The 26641-nt window shown below is 72.3% G+C and carries 28 protein-coding genes; 23 read left to right on the forward strand and 5 right to left on the reverse strand.

Annotated features, from left to right (window positions below):
* Positions 1 to 2: 2 nt before the first annotated feature.
* The 20 genes from fliE to ACQP1P_RS41660 all read left to right on the forward strand — a co-directional run bounded on the left by fliE (position 3) and on the right by ACQP1P_RS41660 (position 17764).
* Entirely contained in the window at positions 3 to 323 is a 321-nt protein-coding gene (gene fliE / locus ACQP1P_RS41565) for a flagellar hook-basal body complex protein FliE (protein WP_433079935.1), read from the forward strand.
* Positions 323 to 1939: a flagellar basal-body MS-ring/collar protein FliF gene (gene fliF, locus ACQP1P_RS41570; RefSeq protein ID WP_433079937.1), complete on the forward strand. Its 1617-nt coding sequence runs from the start codon at positions 323 to 325 to the stop codon at positions 1937 to 1939. The genes fliE and fliF overlap by 1 nt, the downstream gene beginning before the upstream one ends.
* A 21-nt stretch (positions 1940 to 1960) precedes the next feature.
* Positions 1961 to 2971 carry a flagellar motor switch protein FliG gene (gene fliG, locus ACQP1P_RS41575; RefSeq protein WP_433079939.1) on the forward strand — a complete coding sequence of 337 codons (1011 nt, stop codon included), beginning with the start codon at positions 1961 to 1963 and terminating at the stop codon, positions 2969 to 2971.
* The gene (locus ACQP1P_RS41580) at positions 2955 to 3812 is read left to right on the forward strand and encodes a FliH/SctL family protein (RefSeq protein ID WP_433079941.1); all 858 of its coding nucleotides are present in this window, start codon (positions 2955 to 2957) and stop codon (positions 3810 to 3812) included. The genes fliG and ACQP1P_RS41580 overlap by 17 nt, the downstream gene beginning before the upstream one ends.
* Before the next feature lie 98 nt (positions 3813 to 3910).
* A complete protein-coding gene (locus tag ACQP1P_RS41585) occupies positions 3911 to 5155 on the forward strand; it encodes a FliI/YscN family ATPase (protein WP_433079943.1) in 1245 nt (414 codons plus the stop codon).
* Entirely contained in the window at positions 5155 to 5586 is a 432-nt protein-coding gene (locus ACQP1P_RS41590; RefSeq protein ID WP_433079945.1) for a cell envelope biogenesis protein TolA, read from the forward strand. The genes ACQP1P_RS41585 and ACQP1P_RS41590 overlap by 1 nt, the downstream gene beginning before the upstream one ends.
* Complete coding sequence (locus tag ACQP1P_RS41595; protein ID WP_433079946.1) at positions 5583 to 6671, forward strand: transglycosylase SLT domain-containing protein; 1089 nt, start codon at positions 5583 to 5585, stop codon at positions 6669 to 6671. Before ACQP1P_RS41590 ends, ACQP1P_RS41595 begins: the two co-directional genes overlap by 4 nt.
* A complete protein-coding gene (locus tag ACQP1P_RS41600) occupies positions 6668 to 8995 on the forward strand; it encodes a flagellar hook-length control protein FliK (RefSeq protein ID WP_433079948.1) in 2328 nt (775 codons plus the stop codon). Before ACQP1P_RS41595 ends, ACQP1P_RS41600 begins: the two co-directional genes overlap by 4 nt.
* A gap of 176 nt (positions 8996 to 9171) precedes the next feature.
* Complete coding sequence (locus ACQP1P_RS41605; protein ID WP_433079950.1) at positions 9172 to 9930, forward strand: flagellar hook capping FlgD N-terminal domain-containing protein; 759 nt, start codon at positions 9172 to 9174, stop codon at positions 9928 to 9930.
* Positions 9931 to 9946: 16 nt separating this feature from the next.
* Positions 9947 to 11170 (forward strand): flagellar hook protein FlgE, encoded by a 1224-nt coding sequence (locus tag ACQP1P_RS41610; RefSeq protein ID WP_433079952.1) that lies wholly within the window; start codon positions 9947 to 9949, stop codon positions 11168 to 11170.
* A gap of 16 nt (positions 11171 to 11186) precedes the next feature.
* A complete protein-coding gene (locus ACQP1P_RS41615; protein ID WP_350626666.1) occupies positions 11187 to 11471 on the forward strand; it encodes a flagellar FlbD family protein in 285 nt (94 codons plus the stop codon).
* Positions 11472 to 11476: 5 nt separating this feature from the next.
* The gene (locus ACQP1P_RS41620) at positions 11477 to 12250 is read left to right on the forward strand and encodes a flagellar motor protein (RefSeq protein WP_433079954.1); all 774 of its coding nucleotides are present in this window, start codon (positions 11477 to 11479) and stop codon (positions 12248 to 12250) included.
* 104 nt (positions 12251 to 12354) lie between these two features.
* Complete coding sequence (locus ACQP1P_RS41625) at positions 12355 to 13263, forward strand: OmpA/MotB family protein (RefSeq protein ID WP_433079956.1); 909 nt, start codon at positions 12355 to 12357, stop codon at positions 13261 to 13263.
* 15 nt (positions 13264 to 13278) lie between these two features.
* Positions 13279 to 13737, forward strand: a complete 459-nt coding sequence (locus ACQP1P_RS41630; RefSeq protein WP_433079958.1) for a flagellar basal body-associated FliL family protein — start codon at positions 13279 to 13281, stop codon at positions 13735 to 13737.
* 148 nt (positions 13738 to 13885) lie between these two features.
* The gene (locus ACQP1P_RS41635) at positions 13886 to 14851 is read left to right on the forward strand and encodes a flagellar motor switch protein FliM (protein ID WP_433079960.1); all 966 of its coding nucleotides are present in this window, start codon (positions 13886 to 13888) and stop codon (positions 14849 to 14851) included.
* Positions 14848 to 15597 (forward strand): flagellar motor switch protein FliN, encoded by a 750-nt coding sequence (fliN, locus tag ACQP1P_RS41640; RefSeq protein WP_433079962.1) that lies wholly within the window; start codon positions 14848 to 14850, stop codon positions 15595 to 15597. The genes ACQP1P_RS41635 and fliN overlap by 4 nt, the downstream gene beginning before the upstream one ends.
* A gap of 79 nt (positions 15598 to 15676) precedes the next feature.
* Positions 15677 to 15925, forward strand: a complete 249-nt coding sequence (locus ACQP1P_RS41645; protein WP_433079964.1) for a flagellar biosynthetic protein FliO — start codon at positions 15677 to 15679, stop codon at positions 15923 to 15925.
* A complete protein-coding gene (gene fliP / locus ACQP1P_RS41650; protein ID WP_433079966.1) occupies positions 15922 to 16716 on the forward strand; it encodes a flagellar type III secretion system pore protein FliP in 795 nt (264 codons plus the stop codon). Before ACQP1P_RS41645 ends, fliP begins: the two co-directional genes overlap by 4 nt.
* 15 nt (positions 16717 to 16731) lie before the next feature.
* A complete protein-coding gene (locus ACQP1P_RS41655) occupies positions 16732 to 17007 on the forward strand; it encodes a flagellar biosynthetic protein FliQ (RefSeq protein WP_433079968.1) in 276 nt (91 codons plus the stop codon).
* Positions 16997 to 17764, forward strand: a complete 768-nt coding sequence (locus tag ACQP1P_RS41660; protein ID WP_433079970.1) for a flagellar biosynthetic protein FliR — start codon at positions 16997 to 16999, stop codon at positions 17762 to 17764. The genes ACQP1P_RS41655 and ACQP1P_RS41660 overlap by 11 nt, the downstream gene beginning before the upstream one ends.
* Positions 17765 to 17770: 6 nt before the next feature.
* Here ACQP1P_RS41660 and ACQP1P_RS41665 read toward each other — a convergent pair whose 3' ends face one another.
* Positions 17771 to 18862, reverse strand: coding sequence for an EscU/YscU/HrcU family type III secretion system export apparatus switch protein (locus ACQP1P_RS41665; RefSeq protein WP_433079972.1), 1092 nt, complete (start codon positions 18860 to 18862; stop codon positions 17771 to 17773).
* A 6-nt stretch (positions 18863 to 18868) separates the two neighbouring features.
* Positions 18869 to 20125: an EAL and HDOD domain-containing protein gene (locus ACQP1P_RS41670; protein WP_433079974.1), complete on the reverse strand. Its 1257-nt coding sequence runs from the start codon at positions 20123 to 20125 to the stop codon at positions 18869 to 18871.
* Positions 20126 to 20232: 107 nt separating this feature from the next.
* On the opposite strand from ACQP1P_RS41670, the gene flhA reads away from it, so the two are divergent.
* Entirely contained in the window at positions 20233 to 22284 is a 2052-nt protein-coding gene (flhA, locus tag ACQP1P_RS41675) for a flagellar biosynthesis protein FlhA (protein WP_433079976.1), read from the forward strand.
* Positions 22285 to 22480: 196 nt separating this feature from the next.
* Here the strand turns inward: flhA and ACQP1P_RS41680 are convergent, their stop codons facing one another.
* Together ACQP1P_RS41680 and ACQP1P_RS41685 are read right to left on the reverse strand one after the other, a co-directional pair.
* Positions 22481 to 22993 (reverse strand): hypothetical protein, encoded by a 513-nt coding sequence (locus ACQP1P_RS41680; protein ID WP_433079978.1) that lies wholly within the window; start codon positions 22991 to 22993, stop codon positions 22481 to 22483.
* Between the two features lie 38 nt (positions 22994 to 23031).
* Positions 23032 to 23463: a hypothetical protein gene (locus ACQP1P_RS41685; RefSeq protein WP_433079980.1), complete on the reverse strand. Its 432-nt coding sequence runs from the start codon at positions 23461 to 23463 to the stop codon at positions 23032 to 23034.
* A 44-nt stretch (positions 23464 to 23507) separates the two neighbouring features.
* On the opposite strand from ACQP1P_RS41685, the gene ACQP1P_RS41690 reads away from it, so the two are divergent.
* Together ACQP1P_RS41690 and ACQP1P_RS41695 are read left to right on the forward strand one after the other, a co-directional pair.
* The gene (locus ACQP1P_RS41690; protein WP_433079982.1) at positions 23508 to 25037 is read left to right on the forward strand and encodes a hypothetical protein; all 1530 of its coding nucleotides are present in this window, start codon (positions 23508 to 23510) and stop codon (positions 25035 to 25037) included.
* A gap of 10 nt (positions 25038 to 25047) precedes the next feature.
* A complete protein-coding gene (locus ACQP1P_RS41695; protein WP_433079984.1) occupies positions 25048 to 25356 on the forward strand; it encodes a hypothetical protein in 309 nt (102 codons plus the stop codon).
* A gap of 149 nt (positions 25357 to 25505) precedes the next feature.
* Here ACQP1P_RS41695 and ACQP1P_RS41700 read toward each other — a convergent pair whose 3' ends face one another.
* A complete protein-coding gene (locus ACQP1P_RS41700; protein ID WP_433079986.1) occupies positions 25506 to 26567 on the reverse strand; it encodes a hypothetical protein in 1062 nt (353 codons plus the stop codon).
* Between the last annotated feature and the right edge of the window lie 74 nt (positions 26568 to 26641).

Below are 26641 nucleotides of genomic sequence, written 5' to 3' on the forward strand. Positions count from 1 at the left end.
GCATGAGCATCGACGCGATCCAGCCGCTCGGCGCCATCTCGCCGATCTCCTCCGCCATGAACACCACCGGCACGTCCGGGTCCTCGGCGGACCCGGCGGCCGGGGTGCAGTTCGGCAACATGGTCGCGCAGGGCCTGCAGAAGCTGCAGGACGTGCAGAACACCGCCGACAACCTCGCCGTCGAGGCGGCCACGGGCCGGCTCACCGACGTGCACGACTACATCATCGCCGCGACCGAGGCGAGCCTCGCCACGAGTCTGACGGTCGCGGTGCGCAACAAGGCCCTTGACGCCTTCAACGAGATCATGAGGATGCAGGCCTGATGCGTGACCGGCTCACCGCGCTCGGGCGGCGGGGGCTGGACGGCTGGAAGTCGTTCAGCCCCGGGCAGAAGGCCGTCACGATCTTCGCCGTGCTGGCCCTCGCGATCGGCGGGTACTTCTTCGCGAGCTGGTCCGGCCGGCCGGCCATGGCCCCGCTGTTCTCGAACCTGGCCGCCACGGACGCGAGCGCCATCGTGGACAAGCTCAACGCGGACGGGGTCACGTACTCCCTCTCCGACGGCGGCGGCACCATCAACGTGCCCGCCGACCAGGTGTACGCGCTGCGGATCGAGATGAGCGGGGCCGGGCTGCCGGCCCAGGGCGACGCCGGGTACGCGCTGCTGGACAAGCAGGGCATCATGACCAGCGAGTTCATGCAGCAGGTGACGTACCGCCGCGCCCTGGAGGGCGAGCTCGCCAAGACCATCGGCTCGATCAAGAACGTGAACTCGGCGTCGGTGCACCTGGCCATCCCCGAGAAGGACGTGTTCACCGACGACCAGCAGGCCCCGACCGCCTCCGTGCTGGTGAACACGGGCAACCAGTCGCTGACGGGCGACCAGGTCACCTCGATCGTGCACCTGGTGTCCTCCAGCGTGGAGGGGCTCGAACCGAACGCGGTGACGGTCGTCAGCGCCGGCGGCAAGGTGCTGTCGACGTCCGACGCCGGCGGCGGCTCGGGCGGGGACGGCGGGGGCGCGGCGACGTCGGCCTACGAGCAGCGGCTGCGCACGGCCGTGCAGACGATGCTCGACACCGTCGTCGGGCCCGGGCACTCGGCCGTGAACGTCACCGCCGCGCTGAACTACGACAACACCGAGACCAAGACGCAGAAGTACGTCGCCGACCCCGCCGTGCCGCCGCTGTCGGAGCAGAAGAAGTCCGAGCAGTACTCGGGCGGCAACGGGGTGCCGGTCGGCGGGGTGCTGGGGCCGGACAACATCCAGGTGCCGAACGGGACGGGGGCCGGCGGGGACGGGCAGTACCAGCAGACCACCGAGACCCGCAACAACGCGGTCGGGATGGTCACCGAGACGACGAAGAGCGCGCCCGGGCGGGTGGACAAGCTCGGCATCGCGGTGATCGTCGACAGCGCCGTGGCGAAGGTGGACCTGGCCCAGCTGCAGCAGCTGGTCTCCTCCGCGGTGGGGCTGGACCCGGCCCGCGGCGACCAGATCGCGGTCTCGTCGATGGCGTTCGACACGTCCGCGGCCACCGCCGAGCAGAACGCGGCCAAGGAGGCGGCCAAGGGGCAGCAGGCGCAGGTGATGCAGCAGTACATCCAGATGGGCGCGATCGTGCTGGCGCTGCTGATCCTGCTCATCATCGCGGCCCTGGCCCAGCGCAAGCGCAGGAAGGCGGAGCAGCAGAAGCTCACCGAGGAGCAGAACGCCGCGCTCGAGGACATGCAGGCCGCGATCGAGGCGGCCCGGGCCAAGCTGGCGCTCGAGGGCGGCGGCGGGCCGGGCGGGGCGGCGGCCCTGGAGGGCGGGGGCGCGCCGGGCGACGAGTTCGACCGCGACGGCCGCTTCCGCGACCTCACGACGATGGTGGAGAAGCAGCCCGACGAGGTGGCGCAGCTGTTGCGCGGCTGGCTCGCGGACCGGCGCGGATGACGACCATGCTGGGGGTGATCCATGGTCACGGGTGAGATGACGGGGCTGCGCAAGGCCGCCATCCTGCTCGTGCAGATGGGCAAGGAAGAGGCCGCCAAGATCATGGCGCACCTCCGTGAGGCGGAGGTGGAGGAGCTCACCGCCGAGATCGTGCGGCTGGGCCAGGTCGAGGCGGACGTCGCCAACGTGGTGCTCGAGGAGTTCCACGACATGGCGACCGGGCACAAGTACGTGGGCCAGGGCGGCATGGACTTCGCCCGCGACCTGCTCGAGGCCTCGCTGGGCCGGGAGCGGGCCGGCGAGATCGTGGGCCGGCTCAACACCGTGTTCATGGACGTGCCGTTCGGCTTCCTCGGCCAGGCCGACCCGCGGCAGCTGCTGTCGTTCCTGCAGGACGAGCACCCGCAGACGATCGCGCTCGTCCTCGCGCACATGACCGCGACGCAGGCGTCGCAGATCCTGTCGGGCCTGGCGCCGGAGCTGCAGGCCGACGTCGCGCACCGCATCGCCGTCATGGACCGCACCTCGCCGGACATCATCCGCCAGGTCGAGTCGACGCTGGAGCGCAAGATGTCCTCGGTGCTGCAGCCCAACGACCTGTCGAACGTCGGCGGCCTGGAGCCGCTGGTCGAGATCATCAACCGGACCGACCGGGCCACCGAGCGGCTGATCCTGGAGGGCCTCGCCGGGCGCAACCCGGAGCTGGCCGAGGAGATCCGCTCGAAGATGTTCATGTTCGAGGACATCGTGTCCCTCGACGACCGCTCGATCCAGCTGGTGCTGCGGCAGGTGGAGACCAACGACCTCGCGACCGCGCTCAAGGGCGTGCGCGAGGAGGTACGCCAGAAGGTCATGAAGAACCTCTCCGAGCGGGCCGCGGAGAACCTGGCCGACGAGATCGAGATGCTCGGCCCGGTGCGGCTGCGCCAGGTCGAGGAGTCGCAGGCCAAGATCGTCCAGGCCATCCGCACGCTCGAGGAGTCCGGCCAGATCGTGATCAGCAGGGGCGATGACGATGAGTTCGTCGGCTGACTTCGCCCCGGCCGAGTTCCCCCCGGCCGACTTCCCCGCCGCCGGGCCCCGCGACGACTACCCGCTGGCGTTCCCGCCGCCGGAGCGCAAGCCCGCGGGCGCGCCGCGGCCGGCCTTCCCGCCGCCCCCGCCCCCGCCGGTGACCCCGGCGACGCGGGCGTTCCCGCCGCCGCAGGAGCCGCCGACGGTCCGCTTCGGCGAGAGCGTCCTGCGCGACGCCCGCGCCGGCTCGGCCCCCTCGGCCCGTTTCGACGTCGACCTGCGCGAGCGCGAGACGATCCCGCCGGAGCTGCTCGCGCGGTGGCGGGGCGAGGCGGAGGCGACCGGGTACGCGGCCGGCTGGGCGCAGGGGGTGCGCGAGGCCCGCGAGGAGGCGGCGCGGACCGCGGCCGTCGTCGCGCAGCAGGCGGCGCAGACCGCCGAGGCGCAGCGGCAGCGCATCGAGCGGGCCCTGCTCGGGCTCGGGCAGGCGGCCATGGCCCTGGAGAGCCGGGCGGTGCCGGCCGCGCACGACATCGAGGAGCAGATCGTGGCGACGGCGTTCGCGATCGCCGAGGCGGTGCTGGGCCGGGAGCTGCGCACCGCGACCGAACCGGGCCGGGAGGCGCTGGCCCGCGCGCTTGCGCTGGCGCCCTCGGCAAGTCCGGTGACCGTACGGCTCAACCCCGCCGACCGGCTGACGATTGGCGAGACGGAACTGGTCATGGACGGCCGCACGGTGACGCTCGTGGACGATCCGGGCCTGCGCTCCGGCGACGCGATCGCGCTGTGCGACGCCACGACCGTCGACGCCCGGCTGGGCCCCGCGCTCGACCGGGTCCGGGAGGTCCTGCAGCAGTGACATCGGCGCTTCCAGCGGGGCTGACGCCAACGAGTCAGCTTCGGCAACGGCTCCTGGCGGCCGCGCACGCCGCCCACCCGCGCGTCACGGGGCGGGTGGTGTCGATCGTCGGCCTGTCGGTCACCGTGGCCGGGGTCGAGGGCAGCGTCGGCGACCTCGTCGAGATCGGGGACCCGCAGCGGGGTGCCGTCGTGCCGGCGGAGGTCGTCTCGCTCAACGGCGACCGGCTCGCCTGCCTGCCCCTCGGCCCGCTCACCGGCATCGGCACCGGCAGCCCGGTCAGCAGTACGGGCGCGCCGCTGCAGATCCCCGTCGGCCCCCAGCTGCGCGGGCGCATCCTCGACGGGCTCGGCCGCCCGATGGACAACGGCCCGGCGCTGGTCGGGCTCGAGCACGTGTCGGTGGAGCACGACGCCCCGGTCGCGCTGGAGCGCGGGCGCGTGCTGGAGCCCCTCTCGCTCGGTGTGCGCGCGCTCGACACGCTCGTGCCGTGCGGGCGCGGGCAGCGGATGGGCATCTTCGCGGGCTCCGGCGTCGGCAAGAGCTCGCTGATGTCGATGATCACCCGCGGTACCGACGCCGAAATCTCCGTCATCGGGCTGGTCGGCGAGCGCGGGCGCGAGGTGCGCGAGTTCATCGAGAACGACCTCGGCCCCGAGGGCCTGGCCCGCTCCGTCGTGGTCATCGCCACCTCGGACCAGCCGCCGCTGGTGCGGTTGCGGGCCGGGTTCGTGGCCACGCGCATCGCCGAGTACTTCCGCGACGGCGGCCAGGACGTGCTGCTGCTCATGGACTCGCTCACCCGCACGGCCATGGCCCAGCGCGAGGTCGGGCTGTCGGCGGGCGAGCCACCGGCCACCCGCGGGTATCCGCCGAGCGTCTTCGCGCTGCTCCCCCGGCTGCTGGAGCGGGCCGGCCCGGCCCCGGTGGGCAGCATCACCGGCCTCTACACCGTGCTCGTCGAGGGCGACGACCACAACGAGCCGATCGCGGACTCGGCGCGCTCGATCCTCGACGGCCACATCACGCTCGACCGGCGCCTGGCCACGTCCGGGCACTTCCCCAGCATCGACGTGCTCGAGTCCGTCTCCCGGGTCGCGAACGCGGTGACGACCCGCGAGCAGCGGGCCGCGGCGACCGCGCTGCGCCGGATGCTGGCCGCGCACCGCGACGTGCGGGAGCTGGTGGAGATCGGGGCGTACCAGGCCGGCACCAACCCCGACGCCGACCGGGCCCGCGAGCTGTGGCCCCGCATCAACGACTTCCTCCGGCAGGACATGGAGGACACCACCCCGGCGCCCCGGGCGTGGCAGCTGCTCGACGAACTCCTGGCAGGTGGCTGATGGCCAAGAGCGGATTCCGGCTGGGCGCCGTGCTGCGCGCCCGCAAGGCCCAGGAAGACATGGCGAAAGCGGCGGTCGTACGCGCACGGGCCGACGCCACCGACGCCGTCCAGCGCGTCCGCGCCCGCGAACGCGACCTCGACGGCCGGGCGGTGCCCCACGCCGCGACGGCCGCGGCCTACGCGGCCACGCTGACCGCCCGCCAGGCCCTCGCCGGCGAGCTGGCCGCCGCGATCGCCCTGAGCCGGCTCGCCGACGAGACCGTCGAGGAGCGCATGCGCGAGCTCACCGACGCCGCCGTGCAGCGCCGCACGATCGAGAAGCTCCAGGAGCGCCACGACCTCACGCGCAAGCGCACGGAGGCGGCCGCGCAGGAGAAGGCGGTCGACGACCTCACGACGTCGAGCTCCTACAGGGAGGACCGGCAGTGACCGTACTCGAGGCCCAGTCCCGCATCGCCGAGATCCGCTCGATGCTCGGGCTGCACCGCCCCTCCGCCCTGGACGCCGGCTCGTCGTTCAAGGACGCGCTGCGCTCCCAGGTGGACTCGGCGTCCACGGCCGCGCCCGCGCTCGGCCGCACGACGCCCGTCACGGGCACCCAGGTGGTGCAGGCGGCGCAGCGGTACGCGGGGACGCCGTACAAGTTCGGCGGCAACACCCCCGAGAGCGGCCTCGACTGCTCCGGCCTGGTCCAGCGCGCCTACGCCGACGTCGGCATCAAGCTCCCCCGCACCGCCAAGGACCAGGCGAGCTTCGGCACCGCGGTGTCCTCGCTGGCCCAGGCCCGCCCCGGCGACCTGCTCGCGTTCGGGCGCCCGGTGAACCACATCGCCATCTACGCCGGCAACGGCACCATGGTCGTGGCCCCGCACACCGGCGAGGTCGTGAAGACCGAGAAGGTCACCGGCACCCCGACGGCGATCCGGCGCATCATCCCGGCCGCGACGACGCCCGCGATCCGCCCGGCGGCGCTGTCGTCGACGCAACTGCCGGAGTCGGTACCGTACGCCGAGCTCTTCCAGTCCTCCGGCGCCCGCTACGGCGTCTCCCCCGCCCTGCTGGCCGCGGTCGCGAAGGTGGAGTCGGGCTACAACCCGAACGCCGTGAGCCGCGCGGGCGCGCAGGGCCTGATGCAGATCATGCCCGGCACCGCGCGCGGCCTGGGCGTGAACGCGCTGGACCCGGCCCAGGCCGTGGACGGCGCGGCCCGGCTGCTGTCGTCGCACATCAAGCAGTTCGGCAGCGTGGACCTGGCGCTGGCCGCGTACAACGCGGGCGGGAGCGCGGTGAGCAGGTACGGCGGCATTCCGCCCTTCGCCGAGACCCAGGCCTACGTCCCGAAGGTGAAGGCGGCCCTGGCCCAGCTGTCGGCCCGCGCGATCGGCCCCCTGACCGAGTCGACGACGCTCACCCCGTCGACGCTGGCCGCCCTGTCGCTGGGCGCGGGCGCGCCGCCGTCCCTGGCTTCCCTGATGTCCGCGGAGTCCACTTCGGACGGAGGTCCGCTCGCATGATTCCCACCGCTTCGGCCACGACGAGGACCACGGACACGGGCCTGCCGTCCCTCCTGGGCGGACCGTCCACACTGGACGAATCCTTCGCGGCCGCGCTGGAGGCCGCCAAGAGCGCCGAGGCGCTGGTCGTGCGCCCACGGTTCACCCGCGAGCAGCTCCGCTCGGCGGTGGCTCCCGCCGTCGCTCCCGCGGTGGACTCGGCCGCGCCCTTGACGAACCTGCTGCAGAACGCCATGGCGCGCACGGTGCCCGACCGGGACCAGGACCGGCCCGCCACGGCCGCGCCCCTGACGGCCCCACCGGACATCACCGCGGCCCAGGAGGCGGCGGTCCTGGACGCGGCCCTGCGCATCGCCGGGGTCGTGGTGGTCGCCCAGCAGCCGGAACCGGAGGTCTCCCTTCCCGGCGGTGTGGTCGCGGCTGGCATCCCGCCGCTCGCCACGACGGTGCCGTTGGCGCCGACCGCCTCGGCCGGCCTGGCCGCGCCGAACACCCCGACCGCGCCGGCCACCCCGACCGCCTCGGCGGCCTCGGCTGCTCCGGCCACCACGACCGTCTCGACCGCGCCGACCGTCTCGAGCGCTCCGACGGTCTCGGCCGTCTCGATCTCCGCGACCGCTCCGGCCACCCCGGCGGGCGACGCCGCCGTCCGCGCCGCCCTCGCGGCGGATCTGGAGTCGAAGCTGGCGGCGGCGGCCACGGGCACGCGGCCGACCACCTTCGTCACCGCACCGATGGTCGCCCTCCCCGCCCAACCGGCCGTGGCCCGCCCACTCCCGGCCCCGGCCCCGGCCGCTTCGGCCCCGGCCCCGACGTCGGCGGCTGTGCCCGCAACCGCGACTCCGGCCGCGCTTGCGACCTCGCCTGCGGTTTCGGCCCAGTCGCCGGCCAGTTCCCCGGCTCCGAGCGCTGTTCCGGCCCCCGCGGCATCCATCCCGACCCCGACCCCGACCCCGACCGAGGCCGCCCCGATCCGGGCCGAGGCGAGCCTGGTCGTCACGGCCCGGTCCCCCGAGCCGGGCAGCGTCGTGGGCGAGGCCGTCCTGCGCGACGGCAACGGGATCGCGGCCGCCGAGGTCATCGCCGCCCCGGCCCCGGCCACCCAGCCGCGGCCGGGGCTTCCCATGGCAACCGGCGCGGTCGACCCCGCCCCACTCGGGAACACGGCTCCGATCACCGCGGCGACACCCCCTGCCGGCATCCCCGTACCCGTCCCGACCGCCACCGCGGCACCGGTCGTCGCTGCGGTCCCGGTCGTCGCTGCGGCACCGGTCGTCGCTGCGGTCCCGGTCGTCGCGGCCGGCATCCCCGCTCCCGCCGCGACCGCCGCCGCGGCACCGGTCGTCGCTGCCGCCCCGGCCGTCGTCGCCGGGCCGGGCGCCGATGCCGCCGTCGCGCCCACCGGCAACGCGCCCGCGCCGGCCGCCGCACCCGTTGCGACGGCCGGCACCACCCAGCACCCGAGCCCCGGCCACAGCCCCACGACGCTGGACACTCCGGCCGCGCCGCCCCCGGGCACCATGGCGCCGGCGCCCCACGCCGCCGTGACGGCCCACCCGAGCGCGGCGCCCGACCCGAGCTTCAGCTGGGTGAACGGGATCGTCACCACCGCGGCCGGGCCCAGGACCGAGAGCCCCGCGAAGCCCGATGACGGCGCCGCGGCCTCGGACACGAGCGCCGCCGGCTTCGTGCCCAGCCTCGGCGCGACCGGCCTCGCCGTCCCCGCCGGCGTCGGCGGTGGCGGGGTCGGGCACGGCACGAGCGGCGGCACCGGCGGGAGCGGCTCGCAGACGCCCGGCACCAGCCGCGCGGTCACCGGGGTCGCGGCGGGCGGCAACACGTTCGCGGCGGTCATCGGGGGCGTCGGTGGCGCCGCGGTGGACGGGAGTGGGCTGCTCGGGGGCCAGGCCGCGTGGTCGAGCGTCGCGCCGCAGCTCGTGAGCGTGCTCTCGCCGCTGCGCAAGGGGCCCGACGGGGTGCACCGGATGACCGTCCGGCTCGACCCCGAGGAGCTCGGCCCCGTGAGCATCGTCGCCGAGGTGCGCGACGGCTCCATTTCGGTGCACCTGCGCGCCGATCGCGAGACCGGCCAGGCCGCGCTGCAGGCGGCGCTGCCCCAGCTGCGGCAGGACCTCAGCTCGGCCGGGTTCGCCCAGTGCGCCCTCGAACTGAACCAGCAATCGTCCTTCGCGGGCAACGAATCGCAACATTTCTCAGGTCGGCACCCGGAGGGACGATCTCAACAACGAGCACCCGAACGCGTCGAAACGGGCGCGGAGCCCACACCGGCCGAGCCCGTGGACGGACTCGACGTCCGCCTCTGACCCGGCCGCGAGCGCCGGCCGGCAGGCGGACCGAGCGGACCGGGCGGCCGTGCCCACCGCGACTCGGGCAACACCAGCACCACCGCGACCCAAGCAGGACGGGCCGCGCACCGGACCGAACAAGGGAGTGCGCCATCACCGCCCCGACGCCGGTCAGTGGCAGCGTCGCCGACTACGTGCCGAAGACGTACGCACCGACCAAGAAGACCGATGCCCCGACCAATGCCCCGGCCAATGCCCCGACCACGAAGCAGGACCCGGACAAGCCCGCGAAGCCGGGCGGCGACCTGGGCAAGGACGCGTTCCTGAAACTGCTCGTGGCCCAGCTGAAGTATCAGGACCCGAGCAAGCCGATGGACAACTCCGAGTTCCTGGCGCAGACCGCGCAGTTCACGACGGTCGAGAAGCTCGAGGACCTCGCCACGGCCGAGCAGAGCATGCTCAACGCGCAGCTCCAGCTCGGGGCGAGCAACCTGATCGGCAAGACGGTCACGTACGCGGACAAGGACGGCCACCCCATCACCGGCGTCGTGTCGTCGGCCAAGTTCTTCACCGGCGGGCCGCCCACCCTGCACGTGGGCAACACGGACATCGCCCTGGCGAGCGTGACCGAGGTGTCGGACGGCCACACCCCGCCGGCGACCCAGAACGCGCAACCCGCCCAGCCAGGCGCGCAGAACACACAGCCAGGCGCGCAGAACACACAGCCAGGCGCGCAGAACACGCCCCCAGGCGCGCAGACCACACAACCGGGCACACACGACACGCCACCGGCCGCGCAGGCGAGCGCGCAGAACACGCCGGCGGTGGCGAACGGACAGCCCGCGCCGCCCGGCGCGCAGCAGCAACAGCAACAGCATCAGCAACAGCAGCAACCAGCGGGGACGAATCCGTCAGTGCCGGCCCGACCCGCGCCCGGCCAGCCCGCGTCCTGAAAGGAAACCACCCCACATGCTCCGCTCACTCTTCTCCGGCATCAGCGGCCTGCGCGCGCACCAGCAGATGCTGGACGTGACCAGCAACAACATCGCCAACGTGAACACGGTGGGGTACAAGTCCGCGCAGACGGTCTTCGCCGACACGCTGAGCCAGATGATGCGCTCCGCCGGCGCCCCGCAGCCGGAGATCGGCGGCACGAACCCGGCCCAGGTCGGCCTGGGCGTGCGCCTGGCGGCGATCAACACCACGTTCGTGCAGGGCTCCGCGCAGACGACCGGCCGGGCCACCGACGTGATGATCTCCGGTGACGGCTTCTTCGTCGTGAACTCGGTGAACGAGCAGCTCTACACGCGGGCGGGCGCGTTCAACTTCGACGCCGAGGGCAAGCTGGTCACCCCGACCGGCGCCGCGGTGCAGGGCTGGCCCGCGGTCAACGGGGTGGTCAACAGCAACGCCCCGCTCGGCGACATCCGCCTGCCGATGGGCACGCTCATCGCGCCGACGGCCACCGACACCGTGGTGATCGCGGGCAACCTGCCGGCGAACGCGCCCGATCCCTCGACGATCACGAGGTCCATCAAGACGTACGACGTCACGGGCAACACGGTCAACCTGACCCAGACCTTCGACTTCACGGGCGGGGCGTGGGCGGTCACGTTGTCCGACGGTACGAACAGCGTCGGCCCGACCCCGCTGACCTTCGGATCCAACGGGCAGATCACCGGCCCCACGTTCACCGACAAGAACGGGGCCACCAAGGTCGGCATCATGTACGACCCGCTGGCCACGGGCTCGGGCATCGGCGTGGACCTGGCGGGCCTGACGGAGTACACCGGCAACACCACGGTGCAGCCGCTGTCGCAGAACGGCGCTCCGGCCGCGACGCTGCAGTCGTTCAGCATCAACCCCGACGGCCAGCTCGTGGGCGTGTTCTCCAACGGCAACAAGCAGACGATCGCCCAGCTGGCGCTCGCGAACTTCAACAACCCGCCCGGCCTGGAGAAGACCGGTGACTCGCTGTACCGCTTCACCGTCAACTCCGGCCTGGCGCAGGTCGGTGCCCCGGGCACCGGCGGCCTCGGCACGCTGCAGAGCGGCGCCGTGGAGATGTCCAACGTCGACCTGGCTCAGGAGTTCACCAACCTGATCGTCGCCCAGCGCGGCTTCCAGGCCAACTCCAAGGTCATCAGCACGTCGGACGACGTGCTCCAGGAGCTGGTGAACCTCAAGCGGTAAGTCCTAGGAGGGCGCCGTGATTCTGCTGACCCGACTCAACGGCCCGGTGTTCGCGCTCAACCCCGACCTGGTCGAGCGGGCCGACTGCACCCCGGACACCGTGATCACGCTCGTCGACGGCACCAAGTACCTCGTCGCCGAGTCGCTGCCCGAACTCGTGGCGCTCGTGCGGCAGTACCGTGCCTCGGTCGTCGTCGAGGCGCAGCACCTGGTCGGGCAGACGCCGGACGAGCGCGCCGAGGCCGCTGCCGAGCGGGTCAAAGAGACCAACGTCGTCCGTCTGCACCGTCGGGAGCGCTAAGCACCATGGATCCGGCAACCCTCGCAGGAATCGTCCTCGCCTTCGTCGCGATCTTCGCCGCGATGATCCTGGAGGGCGGCAGTCCCGGCTCGATCTTCCTGGTCGCGCCGCTGGTGCTGGTGTTCGTCGGCACCCTCGGCGCGGCCATGGCCGGCGGCATGCTCAAGGACACCATCGGCCTCGTCGACTCGCTCAAGCGGGTGCTGCTGAGCAAGTCCGCGGTGTACGACTCCCTCGTCGAGGACATCGTCAAGCTGGCCGAGAAGGCGCGGCGGGAGGGTCTGCTGGCCCTCGAGGACGCGATGAAGGAGGTGCAGGACCCCTTCCTGAAGAAGGGCCTGCAGCTCGCGATCGACGGCACCGACTCCGAGGAGCTCGCCGCGATCCTGGAGGCCGAGGTCGACGCGAAGAAGAAGGCCGACAAGCAGGCCGCGGCCATCTTCACGGCCATGGGCGGGTACGCGCCGACGATCGGCATCATCGGTACCGTCATCGGCCTCATCCACGTGCTGGAGAACCTCAGCCAGCCCGAGAAGCTGGGCCACCTGATCGCGGGCGCGTTCGTGGCCACCCTCTGGGGCGTGCTGTCCGCGAACGTCATGTGGCTGCCGATGGGCGCCAAGATGAAACGCCTGTCCGACATCGAGTGCGGGCAGATGGAGCTGGTCATCGCCGGCATCATCAACATCCAGGCGGGTGCCAACCCGCGTCTGGTCGCGCAGAAGCTGCGCAGCCTCCTGCCTCCGGGCGCCTCCAAGGAGAAGGAGAAGGCCGCCTAACCGGCCCACACCGACTCGGCAACCGCCCGGCACTCCGGTGTCGGGCGTTCGGCCCGATGTCATCCCCGACGGCGTTACAACGACCTGAAGGGGGGCCGCCGCACATGAGTGGTGGTGGACACGCGGCGAAGGCCGGCGCGCACGCCAAGCACAAGAAGGGCGGCCACGAGGAGGAGGAGCACGAGAACCACGAGCGGTGGCTGGTGTCCTACGCCGACATGATGACCCTGCTCATGGTCCTGTTCATCGTGCTGTTCGCGATCTCCCAGGTCGACCAGAAGAAGTTCGCCGAACTCAAGAACGGCCTCGCGGTCGGCTTCGGCAACCCCTCGGTCGCCTTCGACGGCGGCGAGGCCAGCCTCATGGAGTCCTCCGACTCCAACAGCCCCATGGACCTCTCCTCCGGCATCGGCGGCACCACCTCCGACGCCACCGCCGTACAGGAGGCCGTCCAGGCCAAGGAACGCTCCAACGCCTCCAAACGCCAGGCCGCCGCCGCGGCCGAGATCCAGAACTACGACAAGATCAAAGCCGAGATCACCGCGGAACTGACCAAACAAGGCCTCCAGGACCAGGTCAAATACTCCGTCGACGAACGCGGCCTCATCGTCACCATCGTCACCACCGGCATCGTCTTCAACGGCAACGAAGCCACCCTCCTCACCGCCGGCAAACAGCTCATCGACGGCATCGGCCCCGCCATCGCCGCCCTGCCCAACAAGATCGAAGTCGACGGCCACACCAACCAGCTCACCGGCGGCACCGGCACCTACCCCTCCGGCTGGGAACTGTCCTCCGCCCGCGCCGCCGCCGTCGTACGCATGCTCCACACCGACGCCGGCATCGCCGACAACCGCCTCCAAGCCACCGGCTACGCCGACACCAAACCCCTCTACCCCACCACCGACCCACGGGCCGAAACCCTCAACCGCCGCGTCGAGGTCATCGTCCTGTCCAACCTCCCCGCCGACACCCGGGCGCTACTGCCCTCGGCTTCGACCACCACCAGCTGACGAAGGAGGCACCCCATGGCCGACAAGGACGAGAAGACCACCGAGGAGACCCCCGCCAAGGGTGGGAAGAAGAAGCTCATCATGATCGTCGCGATCGCGCTGGTCGCGCTGATCGGCGGCGGTGTGGGCGGCTACATGATGTTCGCCCCGAAGAAGGCCACCGCCGAGCCCGCCCCCACCCCCGGCGTCGTCTCCGTGCTCGACGCGATCACGATCAACCTCGCCGACGGGCACTACCTCAAGCTCAAGATGACCCTCCAGGCCACCACCGATGCCGCCGAGGCCCCCGACGGCTCCAAGGCCCTCGACATCGCCATCGAGCAGTTCAGCAACCAGAGCGAGGACGCCCTGCTGACCGCCGACGGCCGCGACAAGGCCAAGAAGGAGCTCGTCGACAAGGTCGTGAAGGCCTACACGGTGGACAAGAAGAAAGAGGTTATGGACGTCTACTTCACCACGTTTGTGATTCAGTAGCGGGAGCACCGGTGCGGACCTGGAGGTTTCGGAGGAAACCTTCAGGTCCGTTTCGGCCGTTTTACGTCAACCTGGACCCGAAAAGACCGATGGTAAGAGAGTGACGCAGTCAACGTCCGCGACCGGGAGTGGTCGCACGCCGGGCAGGATGCACCGGCGTGGGTCCAAGAGCTCCGGGCCCGAGCCGTATGACTTCCGCCGCCCGACCAAGCTCTCCCGGGAGCACGTCCGGACGCTCCAGATCGCCTACGAGACCTTCGCCCGCCAGTACGCCACGCTGCTGACCACGAGCCTGCGCGCCGTGTCGTCGATCAGCCTGATCTCCATCGAACAGCTCACCTACGACGAGTACATCTCGAGCCTGTCGAGCCCGACGGTCGTCGCGATGTTCTCCATCGACCCCCTGCCCGGCACCGCCATCCTGGAGTTCTCCCTGAGCACGGCCATGGCCTGCATCGACCACATGCTGGGCGGCCCCGGCGGCCCCCAGCCGCAGCGTCCGCTGAGCGACATCGAGATGCCGTTGCTGCACGGTCTCATCGATCGCACGCTCGGCGAGCTGCGGTATGCCTTCGAGGGCATCGTGGCGCTGCGGCCGCAGATGACGACGATCGAGTACAACCCCCAGTTCGCCCAGGCCGGAGCCGCCTCCGACGCCGTGATCGTGTCGTCGTTCGAGATGCGCGTGGGCAGCGAGGAGTGCATGGCCACGATCTGCCTGCCGTTCGGGTCGATCTTCCCGAAGCTGCAGGGCGAGCGGGGCGACACGGTGCTGACCGACGCGCAGCGGGCGGCCCGGGAGGCCGCGTACCGTAATGTCGTCGCCGGCCTGGAGGGCGCGCCGATCGAGGTCTCCGTGCGGTTCCAGCCGGTGCGGATGCACCCCGCGGACCTGGTCGGGCTGCAGCCCGGCGACGTGGTCCCGCTGGCGCACTCGACGTCGACCCCGCTCGCCGTGGTCACCGCGGACATCACGTTCGCCTACGCCGTGCCCGGCGCGCAGGGCAACCGCATGGCCTGCCTGGTGGTGCCGAGCCCCCAGCCGGGTCAGCGCCCCACCCACCGGCCCGCCGGACAACTCGGCATGAACCGCGCTGAGGAGACCAGCCGATGACGATCGGTACCAACGAGGCGTCGCTGGCCCGTGCCGAGGCGGCCGCTCAGGCCGCTGTGGCGCTGCTGCCCGCCAGCTCCCCGCTCTCCGTCGGCGTGCCGACGCAGAACGCGGACGACCTCGTCATCACCGGCCAGGCGGTCCGAGCCCGCTTCGCCGGCGCGGCGCAGGGCGAGGTCGCGATCGTCGTCACGCAGGATCTCGTCGAGGCGCTCGCCAACTCGCCCATGGGCAGCCTGGACCTCAGCCAGGCCGTGCGCCCGGCCCTGGAGGCGGCCGCGGCCGTCCTCGGGCCCGTCGTGGTCGACCCGGGCGAGCTGCTGCAGCCGGCGCAGGCCCTCGGGGAGCTCGTCGCCGCCGGCGGCGTCCTGGTCCCGCTGGAGGCCGGTGAGCTCGGGGTCCAGGCCGTCGTCGGGCTCGCGGTCGCGGCGGAGGTGCTGGGCGCCGACGGCGGCGACGCCGGGGCGGCGGAGCGTTCGGAGCGGGCGCGCGGCGGCCCGCCCGCGTTCGACCTGCTGCACGACGTCGAGATGGAGGTCACGGCCGAGCTGGGGCGGACCCGGATGAGCGTGCGCGAACTGCTCTCCCTGGCCCCGGGCGCGGTGATCGAGCTCGACCGCGCCGCCGGCGGCCCGGCCGACCTGCTGGTCAACGGCCGGCTCATCGCCCGCGGCGAGGTCGTCGTGATCGACGAGAACTTCGGCATCCGGATCACCGAGATCGTCGGCCCGAGCGACCGGGCCTAGGACGGCAGCGACCACGATGGAACTCGTACTGCGCGTCCTGTGCTCACTCACCGTAGTGTTCGCGATACTCTGGGCTCTGATGCGGATCGCCCGACGCCCGCTCGGCGGCCGCAGTGGAGGAGCCGTCACCGTGGTGGCACGCCAGCAGCTCAGCCGCGGCTCGTCCGTCGCGGTCGTCAAGGTCGCCGACCGCGCCCTCGTGCTCGGCGTCAGCGACGCGGGCGTGTCGCTGCTCGCCGACGCGGACGCCGCGCTCTTCCCGGAGCCCCAGCCCGTCGAGCATCCGCTCGCCCCGGCCCTCAAGCTGATCCGCAAGAGCGCCTCGTGAAGCGTCTGGCCGCTGTCGTACTGCTGATGCTCGCGCTGTTCCTCCTGGCGTCCCCGGGCATCGCGGAGGCGGTCCCGACCCCGAAGCCGCCCGCCCCGCCGAGCGCCCCCGCGATCGACGGCAACCCCGACGGCAGCGTGAACATCGACGTCAACGGGGTCAAGCCGAGCCAGTCGATCACGATCCTGGTCGCCCTGACGCTGCTGTCGGTCGCGCCGGCCCTGCTGCTCACGATGACCTCCTTCACGAAGGTCTTCGTCGTGCTCAGCATCACCCGCAACGCCATGGGCCTGAGCAACGTGCCGCCCAACCAGGTCATCGCCGGGCTGGCCCTGTTCATCAGCCTGTTCATCATGTCGCCGGTGCTCTCCGACGTGAACAAGGAGGGCGTGCAGCCCTACCTGCACGGCGAGAAGACCCAGTCCGTGGCGTTCAAGGAGGGCTCGGAGCCGCTGCGGACCTTCATGCTCAAGCAGACCCGCAAGGACGAGATCGCGCTCTTCACCAAGATCGCCGATCGGCCCGCCCCGAAGAACAAGGACGACGTGCCGCTGACGACGCTCATTCCCGCCTTCGTGCTCTCCGAGCTGCGGGCCGCGTTCATCATCGGCTTCGTCATCTACATCCCGTTCCTGGTGATCGACATGGTGGTCTCGGCCGCCCTGATGTCCCTGGGCATGATGATGCTGCCCCCGGTCACGATCGCCCTGCCCTTCAAACTGCTGCTGTTCGTCCTGGTCAACGGGTGGGGGCTGATCCTCACCGCGCTGGTGGCGAGCTATCGCGGCTGATTGCCGAGGTTCCACATGACCGATACGAAGATCATCGAGCTGTCCCTGCAGGCGATGACGATCGCCGCCAAGCTCGGCGGCCCCATCCTGCTCACCTCGCTCATCGTCGGCTTCGCGGTGTCGCTGTTCCAGTCCGTCACCCAGATCCAGGAGAGCACACTGAGCTTCGTGCCCAAGGCGGCCGCGATCGGCGCCGCCCTGGTGATCGCCGGCAACTGGATGCTGCACGAGATGGTGGCGTACACCGAGCAGCTCTACGCCTCGATCCCCGCGCTGATCAATGGCGCTTGACCTCTCGCTGAGCACGGTCATCGCGATCCTGCTGGCCTCGATCCGGGCCGGCGTGTGGCTGGCCCTGTGCCCGCCGTTCAGCAACAGGGGCACCCCGACGACGGTGAAGGGCCTGCTCTCCATCGCGATCGCGCTGCCGCTCGCCCCGAAGCTGGCCACCCAGGTGCCGCCGGAGATGTCCGCGGGCTTCCTGGTCACCAACGCGATCGAGCAGGCCGCGGTGGGGGCCGCGATCGCGTTCCTGACCATGATGATCTTCGCCGCGACGCAGATCGCGGGCAACCTCATCGACCTGGTCGGCGGGTTCACGCTGGCGTTCGCGATGGACCCGTTTTCCCTGCAGGGCAACGCGATCTTCGGCCGGTTCTACGGGCTCATCACGATGGCCATCATGTACGCCACCGACGCCCACCAGCTGATCCTGCGCGGGTTCGCGGCCTCGTACACCGCCATCCCGCTCAACGGCACGATGTCGATGACCCACTTCACCCAGCTGGTGACCACGGGCGCCGGGCAGATGTTCCTGGCCGGCCTGCAGATCGCGGCGCCCCTGATCGCGATCATGCTCGCCGTGGACGTCGCGCTCGGTCTGCTGACCCGCGCCGCCCCGGCGCTGAACCCGTTCTCGTTCGGCTTCCCCGCGAAGATCTTCCTGACCCTGAGCATCGTGGGCACGGCCATGATGCTGCTGCCCAACGCGATGGCCAACCTGACCACCCAGTCGATCAACCTGCTGCTGAAGCTCTTCAGTCCATAAATGCCGTCAGTCCGTGGGTGCCGGGCCGAGCACGTTGGTGTGCAGCCCCGCGGCCGAGCCCTTCGATCTGAGCATCATGATGAAGGCGAGCACGCGGGCCACGGCGCCGAAGAGCTCGGCCGGGATCTCGTCGCCGACCTCGCACGCCGCGTAGAGCGCGCGGGCGAGCGGGACGTCCTGCACCAGCGGCACCCGGTGCTCCTCGGCCACCTCGCGGATCTTCGCCGCCAGCAGCTCGGCGCCCTTCGCCACCACCTTCGGCGCGCCCTTGTCCGGCTCGTACCTCAGCGCCACCGCCACGTGCGTCGGGTTCACCACCACGACGTCGGCCTGGGACACGTCGGCCATCATGCGGCTGCGCGCCATCTGGTGCTGCCGGGCCCGGATCTGGCCCTTCACGTGCGGGTCGCCCTCGGACTTCTTGTGCTCCTCCTTGACCTCTTCCTTGGACATCTTCAGCTGCTTGTTCACCCGGCGGCGGGCCACGAAGTAGTCGGCGAAGGCGAGCACGAGACCGGTCGCGGCCGCGATCTGCACCACGTGCAGGACGGTGCTCGCGACCAGGCCGATGACCGTCTGCAGCGGTACCGTCGTCGCGGAGAGCAGCGCGGGCACCAGACTCTTCATCGTGTTGTAGACGACCAGGCCGAGCACCAGCACCTTGGCCAGCGACTTCGCCGACTCCCACACGGCCTGGCCGCCGAAGGTCTTCTTGAGGCCCTTCACCGGGTTGAGGCGCTTGAAGTCCGGCTTGAACAGCTTCGTCGCCGGGCGCAGGCCGCCCTGGGCCGCGGCCGCGAGGATGGCGAACGCGAAGAGCCCGACGGTGATCGGCGCGGCGATGACGAGCATGTCCTTCGCGCCCGACTTCACCAGCTCCAGTGCCTTGGCCGGCTCGGGGTCGATGAACGCCTGCGTGCTCTGCTGGAACATCGCCTGGGTCCGGGTCGCGAGCTCGCGGGCCGTCATCGGCAGCAGGAAGCTCGCGAGCAGTACCCCGCCCCACGCGCCCAGGTCCGGGGTGCGGGCCCGGGTGCCCTCGCGCCGCGCCTGCCGCTTCTTCTGCTCGGTAGGCTGCTCGGTCTTCTCACCGGCCATCGGCCGCTACCCCGCGCTGCTGCCCAGCGCGCCCTCGATGGTCTTCATCGACCAGCCCACCGCGGACAGGTACGCCTTGGCCAGCTCGCTCGAGGAGACCGGGGACGCCGCGAGGGCCTGCTCGTCGGCGAGCTCGTAGGCGCGCACGGTCGCGAGCACCTGGCCGAGCCGGCCGTGCCCGTCGACGAGCGCCTCCACGATCTCCACGGTCAGCGGCAGCCGGCTCGCGATCTCGGCGATCGGCTCGGCGATGAGCTCGGCCACCCCGGCGAGCAGCCCGACGGTGAACGCCGCCTCCCCCGACAGCCCGAGCCGCTCGGCGACCGTCTGGCACAGCCGGGCCCGGGCCATCGTGCTGGACAGCTGCTCCTCGCCGGCCGACTCGGCGACGTCGCTGACGAGCATGAGCGCGGCCCACTGGCGGATCTTCGCCGAGCCCAGCAGCACCACGGCGTCACGCACGGACGAGACCCGGCGCGGCAGCCCGCTCGCGGCCGAGTTCGTCGCGCGCAGCACGCGGTAGGACAGGGCGGGGTCGTTCTGCACGATCGTCACGACCTTGGCGAGGTCGGCGTCCTCGGCGGTCACGGCCCCGAGCAGCTCCAGCCGGCGCAGCCGCGACGGGGACAGTGCGACGGCGCTGAGCACCTGGGGCCGGCCGACCGCGTAGCCCTGCAGCAGGTCGAAGCCGAACCGCTTGGCGAGCAGGATGTGCTCCTCGGTCTCCAGGCGCTCCGCGACGAGCTTCACCCCGGGGTACCGCCGGCACTGCTGCACCACCTCGGCCAGCTCGTCGGGCTCCCGGATCAGCAGGTCGAGCTTCACGTAGGCGGCCAGCCCCAGCAGCCGCTCGTGCCCGAGGCCGAAGACGAAGTCGTCGAGCGCGATCTCGTAGCCCTGCTCGACGAGGCGGGCCGTGCCCGACAGCACCGGCCCGTCGATCTCGACGGTCTCGAGGATCTCCAGGATCGCGTGGTCGGGGTCGAACGGCAGCGGCAGGTCGCCGACCAGGAACTCCCGCGTCAGGTTGATGAAGCACTTGCGCCCGCCGACGAGCTGCTCCAGGCCGAACTCGGTGAACGCGTTGACGATGACCTGGCTGGTGGCGTAGGAGCTGCGGCGGGTGGCCTCGAGGTCCTCGGCGGCGCCGCGGAAGAGCAGCTCGTAGCCCACGACGTGGCCGCCCCAGTCGTAGATGGGCTGGCGGCCGATGTGCACGAGCTGCGTGGAGTCGGTGCGGGAGGAGGTCGTGGCGGGCTGCACGCCTCACCGATCGGCACCGGGCGGCGCAACCGAAGGAAAACCCTCAGAAGTACCCGTTCGCCACCGATCAGTAGGACAACGACCAGGCGGGAGAGGAACAGCGGGCGGTGCCGAAGCGGCTTTCGCAGTACGTGGTGCCGATCGGCATCGTGCTGATCATCCTCATGATGGTCGTGCCGCTGCCCTCGTTCATCCTCGACGCGCTGATCGCCGCGAACATCACCCTCGCGCTCGTGATCGTGCTGGTCAGCATGTACGTCAAGCGGGCGCTCGAGTTCTCCTCGTTCCCGTCGCTGCTGCTCATCGCGACGCTGTTCCGGCTGGCCCTGAACATCAGCGCGACCCGGCTGGTGCTCACCAACGGCTTCGCCGGCAACGTGATCGACGCGTTCGGCCACTTCGTCGTCGGCGGCTCGTTGATCGTCGGCCTGGTCATCTTCCTGATCCTGTTCATCATCCAGTTCATCGTCATCACCAAGGGCGCCGAGCGGGTCGCCGAGGTCGGCGCCCGGTTCACCCTCGACGCGATGCCCGGCAAGCAGATGGCGATCGACGCGGACCTCAACGCCGGGCTCATCGACGAGGCGACCGCGCGCAAGCGGCGCACCGAGATCACCTCCGAGGCCAGCTTCTACGGCGCCATGGACGGCGCGTCGAAGTTCGTCAAGGGCGACGCGATCGCGGCCATCATCATCACGATGGTCAACCTGATCGGCGGCTTCGCGATCGGGATGCTCCAGCGCGGGCTGTCGCCGGCCGACTCGATCTCGACGTACTCGCTGCTGTCCGTCGGCGACGGCCTGGTCTCGCAGATCCCGGCGCTGCTGCTGTCGGTCGCCACCGGCCTCATCGTCACCCGCTCCGCCAACGACGGCGACATGGGCTCGACGGTCAGCAAGCAGCTCAGCCAGCACCGCAACGCGATGCTCATCGCCGGCGGCGCGGCCCTGGCCCTGTGCCTGGTGCCGGGCCTGCCGAAGCTGCCGTTCCTGCTGGCCGGCGGCGGGGTGCTGGTCATCGCGCTGCGGCTGCCCAAGAAGGTCGAGCCGTCCGCGGAGGAGCAGGCCCAGCTGGCCGCCGCCGAGGCCGAGGCGCCCCCGCCCGACCCGACCGAGGTGCTGCTGGGCGAGATGCGCGTCGACCCGCTCGAGCTCGCCCTCGCCCCCGACCTCGTCGACCTCGTCGAGGCCAGCGGCGGCGACCTGCTGGAGCGGGTGCGCGCCCTGCGCCGCAAGGTCGCCCTGGAGCTGGGCATCGTGATGCCGCCCGTGCGCACGCGCGACGACCTGGATCTGCCGCTGTCGACGTACGCGGTGCGGATCAGCGGCGTCGAGGTCGGCCGCGGCATGGCCCCGCCCGGCACCGTGCTGGCGATCGGCGACGGCCTGGACTTCCTGCCCGGCCGGGCCGGCGTCGAGCCCGTCTTCGGCCTGGCCGGCAAGTGGGTCCCGGCGGAGCTGCGGCACCAGGCCGACCTCACCGGCGCGACGGTCGTCGACCGCGCGTCGGTCATCATCACCCACCTGGCCGAGATCGTCCGCGTGCACGCGAGCCGGCTGCTCGGCCGCGAGGACGTGCGCGCGCTCGCCGAGGTGGTCCGGCGCTCGCACCCGGTCGTCGTGGAGGAGCTCACCCCCGCGGTGCTCAGCCTCGGCCAGGTCCAGCAGGTTTTGCACGGGATGCTCGACGAGGGCGTGCCGATCCGCGACCTGGTGCGCATCTTCGAGGCGCTGTCGCTGCAGGCCAAGCAGTCCACCGACCCGGACGCGCTGCTGGAGGCGGCCCGCGCCTCCCTCGGCCCGGCGATCGCGAACCGCTATTCGCAGGACGGCACGCTCACCGCCATCACCCTGGAGCCGAGACTGGAACAGCAATTGCTGGAATCCATGCGCCCCACCGACAGCGGCCTGCAGCTGCTCATCGACACCGGCCGTGCCGAGTCGATTCTGGCCGACCTCACCCGCCTCACCGAACAGGGCGAGGAACGCGGCGTGAGCCCGGTGCTCGTGTGTTCGCCACAACTGCGCAACGCACTGCGCCGGCTGGTGCAGATGGCGCTTCCGCGTTTGCCGGTTTTGTCGTACTCAGAGATCACCGGGAGTACGCTGCGAATTGAGACTATTGGGGTGGTGAACGGTGCCTACCCGGTTGCTGCTTGAGGGTCGTGACCTCGAGGAACTGCTCGCGCAGGTGCGCGACGAGCACGGGCCCGACGCTGTCATCATCTCGGCCGAAAAGGTCCGTTCCGGTGGCGTCGGCGGGCTTTTCGGCACGCAAAAATACGAGCTGACGATCGAGGTTCCGGATTCCTCGCGATCCACGGAATCCGTTTCCGGCCCCGCTGAGAACACTGAATCATCCGCCGCGCCGGCGGTCCAGGACGACACGCCGAAACGCCAGATCAGTATCGAGGATCTGGCCGCGATGGCCGATGCGGCGGAGCGGCGCGGGGAAAACCCGACCGCGGCTTCCGCGTTCGCGTCGCTGCTGGCCGAGGCCCAGGAAAGCGCGGCAACGGTACGGCCCGATCGCCCGCCGACCGCCGCCGAGGCCCTCAACCGCCTGCTGGCCGCGGAACATTCGGGCCCGAAAGAGCCCGCGACCGAGCCGGCGGCGCCGTCGGTGCGCCCCTTCCGGCCCGGGGCCGAGCAGCCGGTCGCGAAGCTGGGTCTGCGCCCGCCTCCACCACCGGCCGCCGCTCAGGCCAACACTCAGGCCGCGCAGGTCGTCCACGCCGCGCAGGCCGCGCAGGCCGCTCAAGCCGCGCAGGCCGCTCAAGCCACGCAGGCCGCTCAAGCCGCGCAGGCCGCTCAAGCCACGCAGGCCGCTCAAGCCGCGCAGGCCGCTCAAGCCGCGCAGGCCGGGCAAGCTGCTCAGGCTGCTCAGGCCCGGCCCGGCCAGGCTGCTCAGGGCAAGGCCCAGCCCGGCGCGGCGGCCTCAGCGCCCGCTGCGCGGCCCGCGGCTCCCGCGAAGTCCGCTCCGGCCAAGGCCGCGGCCCCTTCGGCCGCCGCCGAGAAGGCGCCGGCGAAGTCCGCTTCGCCCGCGGCTGCGACAGCGGCCAAGGCGTCTGCGGCACCGACCAACGCGCCCGCGGCACCGGCTCCGGCCGCGGCCGGAGAGCCGTCCGAGTTCAAGCCGCCGCTGAAGGCCGCTCCCCCACCCGCCGACCCGCCCGCCCCACCGGCCGGCTGGACCCCGGCGACACCGCCGAGCATCCGCCCGTCCGCGCCGCCCGCATCGGCACCGCCCGCGTTCGCAGCGCCCGCGTCCGCACGGCCCGCGTTCGCACCGCCCGCATCCGCGCCGCCCGCGTTCGCGTCCGCGCCGCCCGCGTTCACGTCCGCGCCGCCCGCCGTCTCGGCGCCGGCTGTCCGCGCCCGACGTGGCCGCAACGCCCGCGGCCGGCCCGGCATCGCCGTCCGCGCCCGAGGGCAGGGCGCCGGCCGTCGTGCCGCCGCCGCCCGCCCGGCCCGACGTGGTGGCCCCCGCGCGGCTCGAACTGCCGGATCCTCCGGCCATCGACGTGGACTGGAGCCAGCTCGAGCGGCTCGACGCCTGGGCCGAGGCCGAGCACTGGGGCGCGCGGGCCGCGGACCCGCCGTCCTGGCTGCGGGACCGCACCGAACGCCCCGCGGCCGCGGCGAGTCTGTCCGCCGCCGCGTGGGGCCGGTCGACGGCGGGCTGGGGCCCTCCGCCGCCGGCGGGATCACCGATGCCGACCGGGGACGCGCTGCGCAGCGCGTCCGGGCGGCCGGGCGGCCGGGGCGCGCGGTACGGCCCGTCGCAAGAGCCCTCCACGCCGTCGCGCTTCGGCCGCGACACGCCGGCACGGTTCGGCCGCGACGCTCCGGTGCGGTTCGGCCGCGACACGCCGGTGCGGTTCGGCCGTGGGTGGACCGGCCCGCCACCACCGCCGCCGACCCGCGCAGGGCCGCTCGGGCTTCTGGGCGGCGCCTTCCCGCGGGGCCCGGTGCCCCCGCCGCCGGCGTGGACCGGCGGGGCGCGGCCCACCGGGCCGCCCGGACCGCTCGGTGTGCCGCACGGGCACGCCGATGCCGCAGCAGATGGACCTACCCGTTCCGAGCCGGCCCAGTTCCGGCCGACCGATTCCCGGCAGGAGTCCCGAATGCCTGTTGAAGCGACCGCCACGGTGGAGAAGCCGCGCACGCCGCCCGCCAGCGAGCGGCTCGGCGCCTACGCCCAGGCGTCCGCGGCCGCCGAGGCCGCCATGGCCGAGAAGACCGACCGCCCGAACGGCGCCGGCGCGAGCGAGCTGGCGCACAAGCTGGAGTCGCTGGGGGTGCCGACGGACATCTCCGTCCGCGCGTCCGCCGGCGACACCTACAGCGCGATCGTCGAGGCCTTCACCGCGCTGCCCGTCGCCGACCCCGCGCCGGACGCGCCGGGCGAGACGCTCATCGTGGTGGGCGAGTCGACCCACGCGATGGAGGTGGCCCGGTTCGTGGCCGAGGCCCAGCGCCTCGACGCCGAGCACATCCTCTTCGCCGGGCGCAACGCGGCCGCGGCCGGGATCGACGGCAAGCGGCGTATCACCGGCGCGCACGACGCCCGCCTGTGGGCCAAGAAGCTGCGCAAGTCCGACGCGTCGAGCGTCGTCGCGGTCGAGGCGGCGCTGGACGAGGCCGGCTGGGCCGCGTCGATCGTCGAGGCCGTGCGCCCGGTCGCGGTGTGGGTCGTCGTCGACGCCAGCCGCAAGACCTCGGACGTCGCGCACCACCTGCAGGGCCTGCGCCGCGTCGACGCGATCTGCCTGCGCGGCACCGGCTCCAGCGGCGACCCGGCGAGCCCGCTGTCCCTGCGGGTGCCGGTGGCCCTGCTGGACGGCCGCCCGTCGACGCCGTTCCAGTGGGCCGCGATGCTCTGCGAGCGGCTGAGCCTGGTGGGAGGCTGAGGTGCTGGGCATGGCGCGGTACTCGACGCTGTTCCTGGCGTTGCTGATCGCGTCGCCGGCCCTCTACGCCGGCTTCGTCACCCACCAGCTCGACATGCAGACCGCGCTGCTGCGCCTGCTCATCGCGGTGCCGGTGGCCGCCGTCATGCTGGCCGTGTTCCGCATGATCACGCGAGGGTACGGCCAGAAGCCCGAGCCACCCGCCCGCCCCGACGCCACCGCGGGCGACGGGACGGCGCCGGGCACCGACGAGCCGCTGCGCGCCGAAGCGGTCGCGGGCGATCCGTTCCCGCAGCGCCGCTCGGAGGACAACACCTGAACCCGGCCCGACGCCACCGCGGCACAAAACCGCCCGACGCCACCGCGGCGCCGGGCACCGACGAGCCGCGTGCCGAAGCGATCGCGTGCCGAAGCGGTCGCGAGCGATCCGGTTCCGCGGCGCCGCCCGCAGGCGACTCCTGGACCGGCCTAGATGTCGGTGACCTGCCGCTGTCGCAGCCCGTACCGGCTCGCGACCGGGTTCCACACGCCCAGGAACCGGTTCTTGGCGTCGGTGGCGTTCCTGGACTGGTTCTGCGCCTCCTGGTAGTCCGACTCCCCGCCGCCGCCGCACCCGCTGGCCTGCTGCGCCTGCCCCCACGGCACGTAGCTGCGGTCCGCGGCGAGGGAGAAGCCGAGCGACTCCTTGAGCATCGAGCGCACCTGCTCGCCCTCGGGGATCGCCGACAGGTCGAACCGGGTGACGCTGTCGATCTGCGACTGCCGCTCGGTGCCGACCGTCTGCATGTCCGCGATCGCCTTGTCGAACAGCGTGCACTTGCCCACGAGGTCGATCGCGGCGTTGAGCTTCGTACGGCTGGCCACGCTCGCGTCGAGCAGCGCGTCGACCGCCGCCGCCTGCGCCTTGGGATCGCCGCCGGTCGTCTCCGCCGCCGAGGTCGGGCCCGGACCCGGCCCGGTCGTGGTGGGCCCCGGCACCGGCCCGCCCGACGACGAGGCCGCGGCAGCCGAGCCGCCCGAGCCGCCCGAGCCGCCGGTGAGCTTCACGACGGCGATGACGGTGCTGGCGATGACGAGCACGACGACGATGACGGTGAGCGGCAGCAGGACTCGGGCGCGGTTGGGCTTGAGCGGCTGGTAGTACCCGGGCTGCGGAGATCCGGAGGCGGGGGTGATCGAGATCGGCGTCGGGGAGACCGGCATGCCGGGGTAGGGCGCGCCGGACACCGGGGGCATCGGGGCGTACGCGCCCGCCGGGTACTGCGGCGGCGGCTGCTGGAGCGGATAGGCCCCCGGCGCGGGCTGACCCGGGCCACCGGGGTAAGGCGCCGCCGGTGGGAACTGCGGCCCGGGCGGCGGCGGGAACTGCGCCGCGGGCGGCGGCGGGACCTGGCCGGAGATCGGATGCACGTCATAGGCGACGGGTGACCCGGGGTATGCGCCCGCCGCGGGCGTCAACGCCGTGCCGCACTGCGCGCACTGGGTCGCGGCGGGGTCGTTGCCCGGAAAGTAACACGTTGGGCAGGGCATGCCGCGACTGTAGTCACCCGCGACAATCACCGTGAACCCCCGTGCGTCCCCCCTGGGCGGCGAATCGATGTGCC

Origin of the sequence: Dactylosporangium sp. CA-052675, from assembly GCF_050947935.1 — a bacterium.
Classification (GTDB): domain Bacteria; phylum Actinomycetota; class Actinomycetes; order Mycobacteriales; family Micromonosporaceae; genus Dactylosporangium.

Bases quoted from the DNA above. Each gene is read 5' to 3' on its own strand.
- ACQP1P_RS41660 (WP_433079970.1), top strand. From the start codon at position 16,997: ATGGCGCTTGACCTCTCGCTGAGCACGGTCATCGCGATCCTGCTGGCC.
- ACQP1P_RS41635 (WP_433079960.1), top strand. From the start codon at position 13,886: ATGCACCGGCGTGGGTCCAAGAGCTCCGGGCCCGAGCCGTATGACTTC.
- fliF (WP_433079937.1), top strand. From the start codon at position 323: ATGCGTGACCGGCTCACCGCGCTCGGGCGGCGGGGGCTGGACGGCTGG.
- fliN (WP_433079962.1), top strand. From the start codon at position 14,848: ATGACGATCGGTACCAACGAGGCGTCGCTGGCCCGTGCCGAGGCGGCC.
- ACQP1P_RS41645 (WP_433079964.1), top strand. From the start codon at position 15,677: ATGCGGATCGCCCGACGCCCGCTCGGCGGCCGCAGTGGAGGAGCCGTC.
- fliE (WP_433079935.1), top strand. From the start codon at position 3: ATGAGCATCGACGCGATCCAGCCGCTCGGCGCCATCTCGCCGATCTCC.
- ACQP1P_RS41580 (WP_433079941.1), top strand. From the start codon at position 2,955: ATGAGTTCGTCGGCTGACTTCGCCCCGGCCGAGTTCCCCCCGGCCGAC.
- ACQP1P_RS41600 (WP_433079948.1), top strand. From the start codon at position 6,668: ATGATTCCCACCGCTTCGGCCACGACGAGGACCACGGACACGGGCCTG.
- ACQP1P_RS41620 (WP_433079954.1), top strand. From the start codon at position 11,477: ATGGATCCGGCAACCCTCGCAGGAATCGTCCTCGCCTTCGTCGCGATC.
- ACQP1P_RS41610 (WP_433079952.1), top strand. From the start codon at position 9,947: ATGCTCCGCTCACTCTTCTCCGGCATCAGCGGCCTGCGCGCGCACCAG.
- ACQP1P_RS41665 (WP_433079972.1), bottom strand. From the start codon at position 18,862: ATGGCCGGTGAGAAGACCGAGCAGCCTACCGAGCAGAAGAAGCGGCAG.
- ACQP1P_RS41590 (WP_433079945.1), top strand. From the start codon at position 5,155: ATGGCCAAGAGCGGATTCCGGCTGGGCGCCGTGCTGCGCGCCCGCAAG.
- ACQP1P_RS41625 (WP_433079956.1), top strand. From the start codon at position 12,355: ATGAGTGGTGGTGGACACGCGGCGAAGGCCGGCGCGCACGCCAAGCAC.
- ACQP1P_RS41700 (WP_433079986.1), bottom strand. From the start codon at position 26,567: ATGCCCTGCCCAACGTGTTACTTTCCGGGCAACGACCCCGCCGCGACC.
- ACQP1P_RS41655 (WP_433079968.1), top strand. From the start codon at position 16,732: ATGACCGATACGAAGATCATCGAGCTGTCCCTGCAGGCGATGACGATC.
- ACQP1P_RS41630 (WP_433079958.1), top strand. From the start codon at position 13,279: ATGGCCGACAAGGACGAGAAGACCACCGAGGAGACCCCCGCCAAGGGT.
- ACQP1P_RS41695 (WP_433079984.1), top strand. From the start codon at position 25,048: ATGGCGCGGTACTCGACGCTGTTCCTGGCGTTGCTGATCGCGTCGCCG.
- fliG (WP_433079939.1), top strand. From the start codon at position 1,961: ATGGTCACGGGTGAGATGACGGGGCTGCGCAAGGCCGCCATCCTGCTC.